Origin of the sequence: Kocuria sp. NPDC057446, from assembly GCF_042802875.1 — a bacterium.
Lineage (GTDB): Bacteria > Actinomycetota > Actinomycetes > Actinomycetales > Micrococcaceae > Kocuria.
The window spans coordinates 1-15,427 of record NZ_JBHVDI010000086.1; the positions used below are offsets into that span (position 1 = coordinate 1).

Sequence of the window (15,427 nt, forward strand, 5' to 3'; positions counted from 1 at the left end):
GCCCCCTCCACCGGGAGGGGGCCGGCCGCTGTCGTCCCGGTGCGACGACGGCGCGGGCCCCGCGCCGCCCGGAGTTGCTAACCTTGGACACTGACCCGCCACACCGGGCCGGGCCGCGGCCCGCGGCGCAGGCCGCGGCGCACCGGCCGCCTCCCTCGACGAAAGCAGCTTTCGACCCGTGTTCAATTCACTGTCCGACCGGTTGACCGCCACCTTCAAGAACCTCAAGGGCAAGGGACGCCTGACCGAGGCGGACGTCGACGCCACCGTGCGGGAGATCCGCCGCGCCCTGCTCGACGCCGACGTCGCCGTGCCGGTCGTGCGGGAGTTCACCGCCGCGGTCAAGGAGCGCGCCCTCGGGCTCGAGGTCTCCGAGGCGCTGAACCCCGGCCAGCAGGTCGTGAAGATCGTCAACGAGGAGCTGCAGAACATCCTCGGCGGTCAGACCCGCCGGATCCGGATGGCCAAGACCGGCCCCACCGTCATCATGCTCGCCGGCCTCCAGGGCGCCGGCAAGACCACCCTGGCCGGCAAGCTCGGCAAGTGGCTCAAGGGCCAGGGGCACCGTCCCCTGCTCGTGGCCTCCGACCTCCAGCGGCCCAACGCGGTCACCCAGCTCCAGGTCGTCGGCGAGCGCGCCGGGGTGCCGGTCTACGCCCCGCACCCGGGCACCACCTCGGAGTTCGACGACCCCACGGGCGACCCCGTGCAGGTCGCCCGGGACGGGGTGGCCCAGGCCCGCGCGCGGCTGCACGACGTGGTCGTCGTGGACACCGCCGGCCGCCTCGGCATCGACGAGGCCCTCATGGCGCAGGCCCGCGACATCCGCGACGCCGTCCAGCCCGACGAGGTGCTCTTCGTCATCGACGCGATGGTCGGCCAGGACGCCGTGAACACGGCCCAGGCCTTCAACGAGGGCGTCGACTTCACGGGCGTGGTCCTGTCCAAGCTGGACGGCGACGCCCGCGGCGGCGCCGCCCTGTCCGTGGCCTCCGTGACCGGCAAGCCCATCATGTTCGCCTCCACCGGCGAGGGCGTCGACGACTTCGAGCAGTTCCACCCCGACCGGATGGCCTCGCGCATCCTGGACATGGGCGACGTGCTCACGCTGATCGAGCAGGCCGAGAAGCAGTGGGACCGCGACGAGGCCGAGAAGATGGCCCGGAAGTTCACCGACCAGGAGGACTTCACGTTCGAGGACTTCCTCGCCCAGATGCAGCAGCTGCGCAAGATGGGGTCGATGAAGAAGATGCTCATGATGATGCCGGGCGCAGCCGGCATGCGCGAGCAGCTCGAGAACTTCGACGAGCGCGAGATCGACCGCGTCGAGGCCATCGTCCGGTCCATGACCCCGCACGAGCGGGTGGCGCCCAAGATCATCAACGGCTCCCGCCGCGCCCGCATCGCCAAGGGCTCGGGCGTCACCGTCTCCGAGGTGAACCAGCTCATGGAGCGCTTCGCCCAGGCGCAGAAGATGATGAAGCGCCTGGCCCAGGGCAAGGGCGTGCCCGGCATGCCCGCCGGCATCCCCGGCATGCCCGGCGCGGGCGGCGGCCCGAAGAAGGGCAAGGGCAAGGGCGCCGCGAAGAAGGGCGGCTCGCGCTCCGGCAACCCCGCGAAGCGCGCGCAGGAGAACGCGGCCCTCGACCGGCAGCGGAAGCAGAAGGCCCCCGCGGGCTCGGCGTTCGGCGCCGCCCCGGGCCAGCCGGACCCGGCGGACCTGAACCTGCCCAAGGGCTTCGAGAAGTTCCTGGGACAGTGACCGCGCCGTGAGCTCCTACCTGTCCCAGAGCGAGCTGAAGCAGTTCGTCGACTCCCTGCCGACCCGCCGGCTCGCCGCGGAGGCCCTCATCCGCGACCCCGAGGGCCGCGTGCTCCTCGTGGAGCCCAACTACAAGTCCGACTGGACCGTGCCCGGGGGCACGGTGGAGGCGGGCGAGGACCCCCGCACCGGGTGCTTCCGCGAGGTCGTCGAGGAGGTCGGCCTGCACCTGCCCGCGGGCCGGCTGCTCGTCGTCCACCACGGCGTGGCCATGGGTCTGTGGGGGGACTCGGTCTCCTTCGTCTACGACGGCGGGGTCGTCGCCGCCGACACGCCCATCACCGTCCAGGAGGAGGAGCTGCTCAGCCACCGCTGGACGGCCCCCGAGGAGCTGGACCGGTACCTGCGGCCCGGGCTCGCCCGCCGTCTGCGGGCGGGGCTGGACGCCCTCGAGGACGGCACCACGACCGAGCTCGTCGACGGACCCGCCTGAGCGGATCGGCGCTCCCGGGCACCCTCCCGGCCCCCGGGGGCCGTGGCGGCGACGGCGTAGCATGGACGCCATGACCTCACTCCCCGCCGACGACATCGCATCCCCCACCTCCGCGTGGGACCTGGTCCCCGCCACGGTGCTGTGCGCGACGGGGGCCACCGCGCCCGAGGGTCCCGGGCCGCGCCCGAGCGGCGAGGGGATGCGCCGGGTCATCGCGCACCACCGCCTGGTCGGGGCCTGCGCCGAGGGCCCCCGGGCCACGCAGCTGATGTTCCTGGCCGACGCCGAGGGCCGGCTGGCCCGGGCCGCCGAGGACGGCTCCGTGGAGCCCGGGTGCACGCTGGACGAGCTCTCCGGGACCTTCGTGCGGATGACCGGCCGGCCGCTCGAGCCCGAGGACCCGGGGCTGCGCCGGGTGCTGCTCGTCCGCCTGGACGCCCCCGAGCTGCCCGTGCTGGCGGCCCTGTCCGGCACCGGGTTCACCGCCGTGTCCCGGCACGGCTGGTCCGTGGTGGTCTTCGACGCGGAGGTCGACTTCTGGGCCGTGCGGACCGGTCTCGCCGAGACCGCCGTCGCGCTGTCCTCCGACGGGGCCACGCGCTCCGTCGAGGTGCTGCTGGCCGGGGAGGACCCCGCGTCCGTCACCGACCTCGAGGCGGCCGACGCCGTGTGCGCCCTCGAGTGGGGCCCCGAATGGCTCCCCGCGGGCGGGGTCCCCGCCGAGGCCGGGCCGACGCCCGCCGCGCAGTTCGAGCACGACCTGGTCCGGCTGTGCTCCGGCGGGACCTCGGAGCTGCAGATCGAGTCCGTGGCCTCCGTCTTCGACCTCGACCCGGCCGAGACCAACCGGCTGCGCAACTACGTGCAGGGGGAGTCCACCGACCTGGTCCTGGAGTCCGTCCTGCAGCTGCTGGGCCTGCCCGTGCTCGCCGCCAAGGTCGTCGAGGGCCGCCGGGAGCTCACGGGGACGGAGGGCGCCGAGCACTACGAGCCCACGGGCGTGGGCGCGGCCCTGTTGCGGGGGATGACCACCGAGCCCACCGGCGACGGGCTGTTCGCGCGGTACCAGCGGGCCCTCGTCCGCCGTCCCGAGCTGCTCCTGGCCGTGGCGGGCACCGAGACCGCCCTCGGGGTGGGGCTCGCCGGGGCGGCCCGGCGCGGCGGGGCCGGGGCGCGCGTGCTCGGCACCCTCTCCGCGGCGCTGCTCGCCGACGCCGCCGCCGAGAGCGCCTACTACGCCGCCCTGCGCGGCGCCCGCCGCCGGCGCACCGAGGAGATCTCCGGGACCGCCGGACCCGCGGACCGGGTCCCCGGCACGCCCCCCGCCCCGGGCTCGCGGGCGCGGCTGCGCCGCTTCTTCGGGCTGCACCGCGGCTGAGCGTCCCTCGGCCTCCGCCGCGGGACGGAGTCCCGCACCGCCGCGGCGGGCTACCGTGGGACCGTGCACACCCGACCCGCCGCCGACCCGGACACCGCCCCGCACGCCGACCCGGTCGCCGCCCCGGCCCCCGGAACGGATACCGCCCCGGAGCCGGCCCGGCGGGCACCTCTCGCCGCCCGGGTGACCGCCTGGCTGAACGACCCGGAGGACCCGTTCTGGACCCGGCCCGCGCCCACGGCGGCCCAGCGCCGCAACGACGTGCTGGCCGCCCTCGGCTTCCTGCTGATCGCACTGCTGGCATCGGTGCTGGTGCACAGCTACGCAGGACTGGCGGAGGGGGACGAGCCCTGGCGCTTCTACCTCAGCACCGTGCTCATCGTGGCGCCCCTGGCCCTGCGCCGGCGCTTCCCGCTCCCGGTCGTGGTCGCGTCCTCCGCGCTGTTCCTGGGCCTGACCTACGCGAGCCCCACGGCCGCGATGACCCTGCCCTTCCAGGGCGCCTACTTCGCCGCCCTGTACGCCGCCGTCGCCTGGTCGCGCGACCGCCAGGCCCTGTGGGTCGCGATGTCGGTGGTCGTGGGGACCATGGGCCTGTGGCTGCTGGGCGCCTTCACCATCACCAACGCCTACGCGGACTTCCTGACCGGACTGGGCGAGGTGGACGGGCCGCTGCCCCAGCTGCCGGCCTACGCCGTGTTCACCCTGCTCATGAACGTCGTGTACTTCGGCGGCGCGGTGCTCGCCGGGCGCGCGTCGTGGCGTGCCGCGCTGCAGCAGCACCGCCTCGCGGCCCAGGCGCAGCAGATCCGGGAGCAGTCCGCGGAGATCGCCCGCCGCGCCGTCGTCGACGAACGGCTGCGCATCGCCCGGGAGCTGCACGACGTCGTCGCCCACCACGTGTCCGTGATCGGCATCCAGGCCGGTGCCGCGCGCAAGGTCCTGGACCGGGACCCCGCCGCCGCGACCACGGCCCTGCGCACCATCGAGGGCTCCAGCCGGACCGCCGTGGGGGAGATGCGCCAGCTGCTCGGCGTGCTGCGCGCGGACGGCGAGGAGGGCCTCCCGGGCCCCGGCGCCACGGCCGCCGCGCGCCGGCCCGACCCCGGTCTCGCCGACATCGCCGACCTCGCCCGCCGGCACGCCGAGAACGGGCTCGCGGTGGACGTCCGCACGGTCGAGGACGTCCCGGGTGACCTGGACAGGATCCCCCCGGCGCTCGGTCTCTCGGCGTTCCGGTGCGTCCAGGAGTCCCTGTCGAATGTGATCCGCCACTCCACGGCCACCACGGCGTCCGTGACCCTGCGCACCGGCCGCGGTCCGGAGGGACCGTGGTTCGAGCTCGAGGTGCTGGACGACGGCTCGCCCCGCCGCGGCACCGCCGGAACGGGCTTCGGCCTGCAAGGACTGCGCGAGCGCGTCCGGCTGCACGGCGGGGAGGCGGAGATCGGGCCGCGCTCGGGCCGGCCCGGCTGGCGGGTCCGCACCCGTTGCCCCCTGCCGGGCGGCGGGCCCGCCGGGAACGCCCCGGACGCCGGCTCCGGCGCCGCGGACGCGATTCTGCGAGAATCGGGGGCATGATCCGCGTCCTGCTCGCCGACGACCACGCCCTCGTGCGCTCCGGCTTCGCCATGGTCCTGTCCGTCGAGGACGACATCGAGGTCGTGGCCCAGGCCTCGGACGGCGCGGAGGCCGTGGCCGCCGCCCGCGACGGGGCGGTGGACGTCGCCCTCCTCGACGTGCAGATGCCCGTCATGGACGGCATCGAGGCCACCCGCCGGATCGTCGGCACGGGGTGCGCCAAGGTGGTGATCGTCACCACGTTCGACCGGGAGGACTACCTCTTCGACGCACTCGCGGCCGGGGCCAGCGGCTTCCTGCTGAAGAACGCGGACCCGGACGACCTCGTCGAGGCCGTGCGCGCCGTGGCCGGAGGTCACGCGCTGCTCGCCCCCGAGGCGACCCTCCGCGTGATCCGCGCGCTGACCGCGGACGCCCCCGCCCCCACGCCCGAGGCCGCCCCCGCGCCCGCACCGCCCGACGCCGCGCGGCGCCGGGTCCTCGACTCCCTCACCGAGCGGGAGCACGAGGTGCTGCTGCTCGTCTCGGACGGCCTGTCCAACGCGGAGATCGCCCAGCGGCTGTTCCTCGGGCCGGCCACCGTCAAGACGCACGTGTCCAACATCCTCGCGAAGACGGGCTCCCGGGACCGCGTGCAGGCCGTCGTCTTCGCCCACCGGGCGGGTCTGGTCGGCTGAACCGGCTCCGCCCCGCGGCGGAGGCGGCCGGCCCGGAGCCCCTCCCCGCGGGCCCCGCGCTCCGCCCGGGAGGGGATTCCCCCGGGCCGCCGCGTTCGTAGGCTGGGACCGAGCCGCCCCGCACCCACCGGGCGGACGCACCCGTGAGAGGACCCCGGGCCCATGAGCACCAGCACCACTCCTGCGGCGACCACCACCCGCTTCCGGAACCGCCCGGCGGGGCACGTCCTCGAGGCCCGCGGCCTGAGCCGGTCCTTCGGGGGCCGCGCCGTGGTGGAGGACGTCTCCTTCCGCGTCGAGCCCGGCCGGATGACCGGCTTCGTCGGCGCCAACGGCGCCGGCAAGACCACCACCATGCGGATGCTGATGGGCGTGCTGCGCGTCTCCGCCGGAGAGGTGCTGTGGGACGGCCGGCCCGCCACCGCGGCGGACCGCGCCGGCTTCGGGTACATGCCCGAGGAACGGGGGCTCTACCCCAAGCAGCCGGTCCTGGACCAGCTCGGCTACCTCGGCCGGCTGCACGGCATGGACCGCCGGGACGCGCTCGCGGAGGCCGGCCGCCTGCTGGAGCGCTTCGGCCTGGCCGGGCGCGGGAAGGACAAGCTGGAGTCCCTCTCCCTCGGCAACCAGCAGCGGGTGCAGATCGCCGCCGCGCTCCTGCACGGGCCCGCCGCCCTGGTGCTGGACGAGCCGTTCTCCGGCCTGGACCCGGTGGCCGTGGACTCCATGGTCGAGCTGCTGCGCGAGCACATGGCGCAGGGGGTGCCCGTGCTCTTCTCGAGCCACCAGCTCGACCTCGTCGACCGGCTCTGCGACTCCCTCGTGGTCCTGTCCTGCGGCCGGGTCCTCGCCGCCGGCGCGGCCGACGACCTGCGCCGCAGCGGCCCCCGCCGGCACCGGCTGCGCTGCGAGCAGGACGCCGGCTGGGTGCGGGACCTGCGGGGCGTGCGCGTCGTCGACGTCGACGGTCCGGCCGCGGTCCTCGAGCTCGACGACGACGACGCCCGCCGCCGCCTGCTCCGGGAGGCCGTGCCCCGCGGTCTCCTGGAGTTCGCCGAGATCGTGCCCGCCCTGTCCGACGTCTACCGGGAGGTCACCCGATGAGCACCCGCCCGCCCGTCGCCCGTCCGTGGTGGATCGTCACGGCCCGGGAGATCTCCGTCAAGCTGCACGACCGCTCCTTCCTGCTCTCCACCGTGGTCACGGTGCTGCTCGTGGCCGGGTCCGTCGCCGCCTCCGCCCTGCTCGGGGGCAGCTCCGCCGACCACGTCCTGGCCACCGCCGCCCCCGAGGCCGCGCCCGTCGCGGCGCGGGCCGCGCAGGCGCTGGCCGAGAGCGGCGACGACACCCTCACCGTGCACTCCGCGAACGCCCCGGACGCGGCCCGCCGGGCGGTGGCCGACGAGACCGCCGACGCCGCGCTGCTGCGGGACCTCGACGGGTGGACGGTGGTGGGCCGGGACGACGTCGACCCCACCCTGGCCCGGGTCCTCGAGCAGGCGGTGGCCGAGGAGACGCTGGCGGCCCGCGCCCGGGCCGCCGGGACGACCGCCGAGGAGCTGACGGCCGGCTCCGAGCTGCGCACCGAGCTGCTGTCCGGGGAGCCCGACCGCGGTCCCGCGCGGCTCGTCGTGGGCTTCGTCTTCGCGTTCCTGTTCTACCTGGCCGCGATCCTCTTCGGCATGGCCATCGCCAACTCGGTGCTCGAGGAGAAGCAGAACCGGGTGGTGGAGATCCTGGCCACCGCCGTCCCGGTCCGGCAGCTGCTCTACGGCAAGGTGCTCGGCAACTCCCTGCTCGCGTTCGCGCAGACCGGCCTCTACGCCGCGGTCGGCCTCGTCGGCGTCAACGTCACCGGCGCCGCCGCGGACGTCGGCTGGATCCTCGCCGCCTCCGGCTGGTTCCTGGCCTTCTTCGTGGCGGGCTTCGCCGCGCAGGCCTCCGTGTGGGCGGTCCTCGGCTCCCTGGCCTCGCGCTCCGAGGACCTCCAGACCAGCACCGGGCCGATCATGACCGTGCTCATCGGCGCGCTCTTCGTCGGCCTCTACGCCGAGGGGGCGTGGCTCACGGCCGCGTCCTTCGTGCCGGTCGTCTCCTCGGTGGCCATGCCCATCCGGCTGCTGGACGGGGGCGTGGCCTGGTGGCAGCCCGTGCTGTCCCTGACGATCGCCCTGGCCGCGGCCTGGGCGCTGCTGCGCCTGGGGGAGCGGATCTACCAGCGCGCCGTGTTCCAGGGCGGACGGTCCCTGACGTGGCGGCAGGCCGCGCGCCTCGAGCAGTGAGGGCGCCGCGCGCCACCCGGACTTGACGGCGTCTGGCATACTGGACGGGTACTCGATGCGTGCGGTCCCTCTCGCCGCACGTTTCTCGTGTCCACAGAGCCCCTGCGACCGGCCCGCCCCACGGGAGCGAGACCAGGCGCTCACCTCATCCAAGAACCAGGAGAGTCCACACCAGTGGCTGTTAAGATCCGTCTCAAGCGCATGGGCAAGATGCGCGATCCCCGTTACCGCCTCGTCGTCGTCGACTCCCGCAAGAAGCGCGACGGCCGCGTCATCGAGGAGATCGGCAAGTACCACCCCACCGAGCACCCCTCCTACATCGAGGTCGTCTCGGACCGGGCCCAGTACTGGCTCGGCGTCGGCGCCCAGCCGTCCGAGGCCGTCGCCGCCATCCTGAAGGTGACCGGCGACTGGCAGCGGTTCAAGGGCGAGGAGGGCGCCGAGGGCACCCTCCGGCAGCCCGAGCCCAAGGGCGAGTTCGTGGCCCCCGACAAGGGCTCCGTGATCGTCCCCGAGGCGATCACCCCCAAGGGCGAGAAGACCGCCGAGTCCGCGGCCCCCGGTGCCGAGTCCGACGACGCCCCCGCGGCTGACGCCGAGAAGGCCGAGTAGTCGTGCTCGCCGACGCGTTGGAGCACCTCGTCCGCGGGATCGTGGACAGCCCCGATGACGTCGACGTCCGTGTCAAGAGCGGGCGCCGGTCGGAGACCCTCGAGGTCCGGGTGCACCCGGACGACCTCGGGCGGGTCATCGGCCGTCAGGGCCGCACGGCCAAGGCGCTGCGCACCGTGGTGGGCGCGCTCGCCGTGGACGGCCCGGTCCGGATCGACGTCGTCGACACCGACCGCACCCGCTGAGAGGCTCCCGGGCGCCCCGGCGTCCGGCTCCGCGTCCCGCACGGTCCCCGCATCCGCATTGGATGCGGGGACCGTCGGCTTTCCGCCCCCGCCACCGCACCCCGTTCCCGCGGCCGACCGGCCGCCGACCCCCAGGAGATCCATGAAGGTCCAGGTCGCCCGTGTGGGCAAGCCCCACGGCATCCGGGGCGAGGTCACCGTGCAGCTGTTCACCGACGCCCCGGAGGAGCGCTTCGCCCCGGGCTCCCGGCTGCTGCTCGAGCCCCCCGTCGCCCTCGCCCCCGAGGGCGTGGTCACCGTGCGCCGGGCGCGCTGGAACAAGTCCGTGCTCGTGGTGGCCCTCGAGGAGGTCCCCGACCGCAACGGGGCCGAGACCCTCCGGGGCACTCGCCTCTTCGCCGAGGCGGTGGAGGAGGACCCCGAGGCCGACGAGTGGTACGAGCACGAACTGGTCGGCCTCGAGGTGCGCACCGGCCCAGAGGACGGCTCCGGGCCCCGGATCGGCGTGGTCACCGGACTGCGCACCCTGCCGGTCCAGGACCTCCTGGAGGTCCGGCTCGACGAGGGCGGGCGCGAGGCCGTGCTGCCCTTCGTCGAGGAGATCGTGCCGGTCGTCGACCTCGAGGCGGGCTGCGTCGTGGTGACCCCGCCCCCGGGGCTGCTCGAGCTCGGCCTCGACGACGGGGGCGCCGGTGACGCGAGGGCCGACGGGGCGAGCGCCGGGGACGAGGGCGGCCCGGATGCCGGCGACCCGGTGGACGGGGCGCCGGAGGGCGGTCGCTGATGCGCATCGACGTCGTCAGCATCTTCCCCGAGTACCTCTCCGCCCTGGACCTCTCCCTCATCGGCAAGGCCAGGCAGCAGGGGCTGCTCGAGCTGACCGTGACGGACCTGCGCGCGTTCACCACCGACCGGCACCGCACCGTGGACGACACCCCCTACGGCGGCGGGGCCGGCATGGTCATGAAGCCGGAGCCCTGGGCCGCGGCGCTGGGCGCCGTCCTCGGCGGCGGCCCCGCCGCCGCGGCCGGCACCCCGGCGGCGGCGGACCCCGGGACCGTGACCGGCCCGTCGACGCCGCGGGAGCGCCCGGTGCTGGTCGTGCCGTCGCCGGCCGGCGAGGTCTTCACCCAGGCCACCGCCCGGGAGCTGGCCCTGCGGGAGCACCTCGTCTTCGCCTGCGGGCGCTACGAGGGCATCGACGAGCGCGTCGTCGACTGGTCCCGCGAGCACTTCGAGGTCCGCCCCATGAGCCTCGGCGACTACGTCCTCAACGGCGGGGAGGTCGCTGTGCTGGCCATGGTCGAGGCCATCGGGCGGCTCGTGCCCGGCGTGGTCGGCAACCCCGAGTCACTCGTGGAGGAGTCCCACGCGGACGGCCTGCTGGAGTACCCCGTCTACACCAAGCCGGCGCTGTGGCGGGACCGCCCGGTCCCCGAGGTCCTGCTCTCGGGCCACCACGGCCGGATCGCGCGCTGGCGCCGGGACCGGCAGCTGCAGCGCACCGCCGCCCGCCGCCCCGACCTCGTCGCCGCCCTCGATCCCGCCGGCCTGGACCGCGCGGACCTGGCCGTCCTCGCCGGGGCGGGCTGGATCGTCTCGGCCGGACGCGTGGTGCGCGCGGGGGACGGCGCCGCCGGGGAACCTGTGGCATAATGTTCAGCTGTGTGTCTGCTGGGCACGCCCCTGCCGCAGGGGGATGAGCGACCAACAGCCGGACACCCGGGAACCCCGCACGGGGCTCCCGTCACCACGTCTTGCGGATCCCGGACCGGGCGCCGCCCCGCCGACACGGATCCGTGCCGACCCACGTGAGCGACCTGCGGCGTTCACCAGGAGAGCCACCATGAACATTCTCGACCAGCTCGACGCCAAGTCGCTGCGCAGCGACGTTCCCGACTTCCGCCCGGGCGACACCCTCAACGTGCACGTCAACATCGTCGAGGGCAGCCGCTCCCGCGTCCAGGTCTTCAAGGGCTTCGTCCTCGGCCGCCAGGGCGCCGGCGTGCACGAGACCTTCACCGTCCGCAAGGTCTCCTTCGGCGTGGGCGTGGAGCGCACCTTCCCGGTGCACTCCCCGGTCATCGAGAAGATCGAGGTCGTCACCCGCGGTGACGTCCGCCGCGCGAAGCTGTACTACATGCGCGACCGCCACGGCAAGGCCGCCCGCATCCGCGAGAAGCGCGACAACACCACGGCCAAGTCCTCGAAGTCCGGCAAGGCCGTCAAGTCCGGCAAGTCCGGCAAGTAGGACAGCGCGCCCTTCGGTGCCCACCGGAACCCGCGCACGGGACCCCCGCACCACGGGGTCCCACGCCGTCCGGCGAGAACGCCAGCCCCGAGCACGGGGCTGGCGTTCCGTCGTCCTCGCCCTCCTGGTGGCCGGGCTGGTCACCGGTCTGCTGCGCGCCTTCGTCGTGGACGTCTACTGGATCGGGTCGGACTCGATGCAGCCCACGGTCCAGCCGGGGGACCGGGTGCTCGTGGGCAAGCTCGGCGACGGGACGGACCCCGAGCGGGGCGACCTCGTGGTCTTCGACGGGCGGGGCAGCTTCGCCCCGCTGCGCAGCGACGACCCGTGGCCCGCGCAGGCCGTGCAGACCCTCGGCCGGTGGAGCGGGCTGACCGGCTCGGACAGCGTGTACCTCAAGCGCGTCATCGGCACCCCCGGTGACACCGTCTCCTGCTGTGGCCCCTCCGGCCGCCTGGAGGTCGACGGGGAGGAGATCGCCGAGGACTACGTCCTGGAGGGGGACAGCCCCAGCGAGGTCGAGTTCACCGTGGTGGTCCCCGAGGGCCGGCTCTGGCTGATGGGCGACCACCGGTCGGTGTCGGTGGACTCGCGCAGTCTGCTCGGCGCGCCCGGTGGGGGACTGGTCCGAGCGGATAAGGTCATCGGAGAACCTCTCGCTGTTCTGTGGCCCCGGGACCGGGCCGGGCAGCTCTGACGCGATCCGCACGGATCCGGATCCGGACGCCCAGCGGCGTCCGCCCAGGAAGGACGACAGCAGTGGCCGACAGGACCCAGCCCGCCGGCGACGGCGTACCCCAGGAGAACCGCGGTGTCCCGGGCGACGCCGCCGTTCCCCTCCCGGCAGCGACCACCGCCGGCACGGAGCGCGCCACCGCGACCACCGCCGGCACCGAGGCCGTGACGGACCCGGCGTCGCCGCGCCGCGCCGGACGGCGCGCGGGCGGCAGGCGCGCGCGCAAGAAGCGTCCCGACACCTTCTGGGGCTCGGTCCGGGAGGTCCTGCTCGTCCTGGTCTGGGCCGTGCTCATCGCCTTCGTGGTGAAGACCCTCCTCGTGCGCGGCTTCTACATCCCGTCCGGCTCGATGGAGAACACCCTCCAGCTCAACGACCGCATCTTCGTCAACGTGCTCGAGCCCACGTTCGGCGACCTCGAGCGCGGTGACATCGTGGTCTTCGAGGACGCCAAGGGGTGGCTGCCGGCCCAGCCCGACCGCGGGGGCGGGCCCACCGACGCCGTCTACGACGCCCTGGCCTTCGTCGGGGTGCTGCCCGACCGCACGGACCAGCACCTCATCAAGCGCGTCATCGGGATCGGGGGCGACACCGTGGTGTGCTGCGACGCCTCGGGGCGGGTCACGGTCAACGGCGAGGCCCTCGAGGAGCGGGACGCCTACCTCTACCCCGGGTCCGCGCCCTCGGAGCTCGAGTTCGAGGTCGAGGTCCCCGAGGACCACTACTTCGTGCTGGGCGACCACCGGGACGCGTCCGCCGACGCCCGGGTGCACCTGGCCGAGATCGCGGACAACGGCGCGTTCATCAGCCACGACGACGTCGTGGGCACCGCCTTCGTCATCGCCTGGCCGCTCGACCGGTTCCAGCTGCTGCAGAATCCCTCCGAGGTCTTCGCGGACGTCCCCGACCGGTCCGCCGGTGGCTCCTGAGCCCCGGCGGGGACCGCGCCGGCCGCCGCCGGGCTCGGCTCCCGGGCTCGGCGTGGAACGGTCCCTGCAGGATCCGGGCGGGCGCCTGGTGGGCGGGATGGACGAGGTGGGCCGCGGGGCCCTCGCCGGCCCCGTCACCGCCGGGCTGGTGGTCCTGCGTCCCGGCACCGAGCGCGGCGTCCCGGGGCTGCGGGACAGCAAGCTGCTCAGCCCCGCCCGGCGCGAGGCGCTCGTCCCGCGCCTGCTCGCCTGGTGCGCGGCCGCGGGCGTCGGGCACGCCTCCCCCCAGGAGATCGACGGGCTCGGCCTGACGGCCGCGCTGCGCCTCGCCGGACGCCGGGCCATCGCGGCCGCCGAGGGGCAGGGGGCGCCGCCCGACGTCGTGCTCCTCGACGGCGGCCACGACTGGCTCACGCTCCCGGCGGACGCCCTCCCGGCCGGACCGTCCGGGGCGGCGCCCGCGGCCGGCTGGTCCGGGACCGTCGTCACCCGGGTCCGGGCCGACCTGACGTGCGCGTCCGTCGCCGCGGCCAGTGTGCTCGCGAAGGTGGAGCGGGACCGCATCATGGGGGAGCTGGCGGACGCGTGGCCGCAGTACGGTTGGGACAGCAACAAGGGCTACGGCGCCGTCCGGCACCGCCGCGCCCTGGAGGAGCACGGGACCACGCCGCACCACCGGCTGAGCTGGCGGCTCACGCAGCCGCCGTCCGCGGCCGGGCCGAGCACGATCGGAGACGGGACGACATGAGCGCCGAAGAACTCGAGAACTTCGAGACGGACCTCGAGCTGCAGCTGTACCGCGAGTACCGGGACGTCGCCGGGCTCTTCCAGTTCGTGGTGGAGACGGACCGTCGCTTCTATCTGGCGAACTCGGTCCGGATCGAGCCGGTCGAGACCCGGACCGGGCTCTACTTCGACGTGGAGCTCAAGGACGCCTGGGTCTGGGACGTCTACCGCTCCGCCCGGTTCGTGAAGCACGTGCACGTCATGAGCTTCAAGGACGTCAACGTGGAGGAGCTCGCCCACGCGGACCCCTTCTCGGTGCCGGGTGCCGCCGGTCCGGTGCCGGAGGGTCCCGCGGCACCCTGACCCGCCCTGCACACACCGGCCCGGGCCCCGCGGTCCGTCGCCGGCCGGTTCATGATGGGGGACCCGTCCGGCGGCCGCCGGGCGGCCACCGAGCAGGGAGGCCTCCCGTGACCGAGGGCCTGGGCACGCGCGGCGAGCACCTGGCGGCGGCACACCTGGAGGCGCGGGGGTACCGCGTGCTGGCGCGCAACTGGCGCGCCCGCCCATCCCGCGACGGTCTGCGGGGGGAGGCCGATCTCGTGGCGGAGCACGAGGGATGGGTGGTCGTCGTGGAGGTGAAGACCCGCTCGAGCCTGCGGTTCGGGCATCCCTTCGAGTCCATTACGCGACCGAAGATCGTCCGTCTGCACCGCCTGGCGGCCGCCTGGGCGCGGGCCCACGGCCGCGACCCCCGAGTGATCAGGGTCGATGCCGTTGCAATTACTTTCGCACACGACGGAGTGCCCGAGATCGAGGTCCTGCAGCAGATCGAATGAGTCGCGACGCGCCTGCGGCCCGCGTGACATGCCTCGCGGGACGTGCCAGTGTTGAACCGTCGATGACGAGGAGAACGACGGAGGTGTGCTGTGGCCGCTGCGGGACCGCTCGCCGCTCCGCGGCGCGCCGCGGCCCTGGCGGCGGCCGTCGCGCTGGTGACCACCGGCTGCGGGGTGCTGAAGTCCTCGGAGCCCGAGGCGATCGCGCAGCCGGGCACCGTGACCACCGCGCCCAGCGGGCTCAGCCCGGGACCCTACGCCCTGACCACCGAGGAGGGGGCGGTCATCACCTTCGACCTGCCGACGGTGCCGGCCCCGGACGACCGGGTCGAGCAGCTGCGGCGTGAGCTCGACGTGGAACCCGTGACCTACGTCGAGCTGCACATCGACAACACCGAGGGCGTGCGCACGGTGCAGATCGACGACCTGAAGGTGATCAGCCACGAGGGCGGGCAGTTCCCGTTCGAGCCGGCCGCCCAGGTCCTCGCCGACTGGGACCCCGACCGCTCCGGGGAGGGCGGGTTCTGGCGCGCCGACGGCTCGCCCCTGGAGCCGCAGGAGGGTGCCCGGCTCGACGCCCGCACGCACGAGCTGATCGACCGGTACACCGGCGCCGTGCCGGCGGGGGCCACCGGCCGGGAGCTCATGATCGGCGACTTCGAGAAGCTGCCGCGGAGCTTCGACGACATCGAGCTGTCCCCGTACCCGAACGACCGGGCCCAGGGCGCCGCCCCGGTGGGGCACGGACCGGCGCAGCGCCAGTACCGGGCCGAGGCGCCGAACCCGGCCCCGCGGCCACGCCTCGAGGCGGACCCGGCGCCCGCCGCACCGGCCGCACCGGCGGCACCGGCGGCTCCGGCACCCGCCGCCCCGGCGGCACCGGAGCCGGCCCGGCCGGCCGCGCAGCCCCCGCGGG

At 74.9% G+C, this 15,427-nt stretch carries 17 protein-coding genes and 1 pseudogene; all 18 read left to right on the forward strand.

The genetic code is table 11. The annotated features are described in order from the left end of the window. Positions 1-178: 178 nt before the first annotated feature. Positions 179-1,762: a signal recognition particle protein gene (gene ffh, locus ACFU0Y_RS11430; RefSeq protein ID WP_380214627.1), complete on the forward strand. Its 1,584-nt coding sequence runs from the start codon at positions 179-181 to the stop codon at positions 1,760-1,762. Between the two features lie 7 nt (positions 1,763-1,769). Beyond that, a complete protein-coding gene (locus ACFU0Y_RS11435; protein WP_380214628.1) occupies positions 1,770-2,255 on the forward strand; it encodes an NUDIX domain-containing protein in 486 nt (161 codons plus the stop codon). Between the two features lie 70 nt (positions 2,256-2,325). Next, positions 2,326-3,633, forward strand: coding sequence for a hypothetical protein (locus ACFU0Y_RS11440; RefSeq protein WP_380214629.1), 1,308 nt, complete (start codon positions 2,326-2,328; stop codon positions 3,631-3,633). 63 nt (positions 3,634-3,696) lie between these two features. Further along, positions 3,697-5,214: a histidine kinase gene (locus ACFU0Y_RS11445; RefSeq protein WP_380214630.1), complete on the forward strand. Its 1,518-nt coding sequence runs from the start codon at positions 3,697-3,699 to the stop codon at positions 5,212-5,214. After that, complete coding sequence (locus ACFU0Y_RS11450) at positions 5,211-5,891, forward strand: response regulator (protein ID WP_380214631.1); 681 nt, start codon at positions 5,211-5,213, stop codon at positions 5,889-5,891. The genes ACFU0Y_RS11445 and ACFU0Y_RS11450 overlap by 4 nt, the downstream gene beginning before the upstream one ends. A gap of 162 nt (positions 5,892-6,053) precedes the next feature. Further along, complete coding sequence (locus tag ACFU0Y_RS11455; RefSeq protein ID WP_380214632.1) at positions 6,054-6,995, forward strand: ABC transporter ATP-binding protein; 942 nt, start codon at positions 6,054-6,056, stop codon at positions 6,993-6,995. Then, positions 6,992-8,173 (forward strand): ABC transporter permease, encoded by a 1,182-nt coding sequence (locus ACFU0Y_RS11460; RefSeq protein ID WP_380214634.1) that lies wholly within the window; start codon positions 6,992-6,994, stop codon positions 8,171-8,173. The genes ACFU0Y_RS11455 and ACFU0Y_RS11460 overlap by 4 nt, the downstream gene beginning before the upstream one ends. A 174-nt stretch (positions 8,174-8,347) precedes the next feature. Further along, entirely contained in the window at positions 8,348-8,785 is a 438-nt protein-coding gene (gene rpsP, locus ACFU0Y_RS11465; protein WP_380214635.1) for a 30S ribosomal protein S16, read from the forward strand. A gap of 2 nt (positions 8,786-8,787) precedes the next feature. Beyond that, on the forward strand, positions 8,788-9,030 hold the full coding sequence (locus tag ACFU0Y_RS11470) for an RNA-binding protein (RefSeq protein WP_380214636.1): 243 nt from the start codon (positions 8,788-8,790) through the stop codon (positions 9,028-9,030). Between the two features lie 142 nt (positions 9,031-9,172). Next, complete coding sequence (gene rimM, locus ACFU0Y_RS11475; protein WP_380214637.1) at positions 9,173-9,814, forward strand: ribosome maturation factor RimM; 642 nt, start codon at positions 9,173-9,175, stop codon at positions 9,812-9,814. Continuing rightward, entirely contained in the window at positions 9,814-10,686 is an 873-nt protein-coding gene (gene trmD / locus ACFU0Y_RS11480) for a tRNA (guanosine(37)-N1)-methyltransferase TrmD (RefSeq protein ID WP_380214638.1), read from the forward strand. Before rimM ends, trmD begins: the two co-directional genes overlap by 1 nt. Before the next feature lie 190 nt (positions 10,687-10,876). Next, a complete protein-coding gene (gene rplS / locus ACFU0Y_RS11485; RefSeq protein ID WP_017833754.1) occupies positions 10,877-11,281 on the forward strand; it encodes a 50S ribosomal protein L19 in 405 nt (134 codons plus the stop codon). 16 nt (positions 11,282-11,297) lie between these two features. Next, the gene (lepB, locus tag ACFU0Y_RS11490) at positions 11,298-11,978 is read left to right on the forward strand and encodes a signal peptidase I (protein WP_380214640.1); all 681 of its coding nucleotides are present in this window, start codon (positions 11,298-11,300) and stop codon (positions 11,976-11,978) included. A gap of 62 nt (positions 11,979-12,040) precedes the next feature. Continuing rightward, the gene (gene lepB / locus ACFU0Y_RS11495) at positions 12,041-12,946 is read left to right on the forward strand and encodes a signal peptidase I (RefSeq protein ID WP_380214641.1); all 906 of its coding nucleotides are present in this window, start codon (positions 12,041-12,043) and stop codon (positions 12,944-12,946) included. 52 nt (positions 12,947-12,998) lie between these two features. Then, positions 12,999-13,694, forward strand: a complete 696-nt coding sequence (locus tag ACFU0Y_RS11500; RefSeq protein WP_380214643.1) for a ribonuclease HII — start codon at positions 12,999-13,001, stop codon at positions 13,692-13,694. Then, positions 13,691-14,035 (forward strand): DUF2469 domain-containing protein, encoded by a 345-nt coding sequence (locus tag ACFU0Y_RS11505; RefSeq protein ID WP_380214644.1) that lies wholly within the window; start codon positions 13,691-13,693, stop codon positions 14,033-14,035. The genes ACFU0Y_RS11500 and ACFU0Y_RS11505 overlap by 4 nt, the downstream gene beginning before the upstream one ends. 107 nt (positions 14,036-14,142) lie before the next feature. Beyond that, positions 14,143-14,511: a YraN family protein gene (locus ACFU0Y_RS11510; RefSeq protein ID WP_380214646.1), complete on the forward strand. Its 369-nt coding sequence runs from the start codon at positions 14,143-14,145 to the stop codon at positions 14,509-14,511. Between the two features lie 90 nt (positions 14,512-14,601). Beyond that, positions 14,602-15,427, forward strand: a pseudogene (locus ACFU0Y_RS11515) (hypothetical protein); the annotation flags it as partial.

Excerpts from the sequence above, each read along its gene's own strand:
- ACFU0Y_RS11455 (WP_380214632.1), top strand. The coding sequence starts at position 6,054 with ATGAGCACCAGCACCACTCCTGCGGCGACCACCACCCGCTTCCGGAAC.
- rimM (WP_380214637.1), top strand. The coding sequence starts at position 9,173 with ATGAAGGTCCAGGTCGCCCGTGTGGGCAAGCCCCACGGCATCCGGGGC.
- ACFU0Y_RS11505 (WP_380214644.1), top strand. The coding sequence starts at position 13,691 with ATGAGCGCCGAAGAACTCGAGAACTTCGAGACGGACCTCGAGCTGCAG.
- trmD (WP_380214638.1), top strand. The coding sequence starts at position 9,814 with ATGCGCATCGACGTCGTCAGCATCTTCCCCGAGTACCTCTCCGCCCTG.
- rplS (WP_017833754.1), top strand. The coding sequence starts at position 10,877 with ATGAACATTCTCGACCAGCTCGACGCCAAGTCGCTGCGCAGCGACGTT.
- ACFU0Y_RS11450 (WP_380214631.1), top strand. The coding sequence starts at position 5,211 with ATGATCCGCGTCCTGCTCGCCGACGACCACGCCCTCGTGCGCTCCGGC.
- ACFU0Y_RS11440 (WP_380214629.1), top strand. The coding sequence starts at position 2,326 with ATGACCTCACTCCCCGCCGACGACATCGCATCCCCCACCTCCGCGTGG.
- ACFU0Y_RS11460 (WP_380214634.1), top strand. The coding sequence starts at position 6,992 with ATGAGCACCCGCCCGCCCGTCGCCCGTCCGTGGTGGATCGTCACGGCC.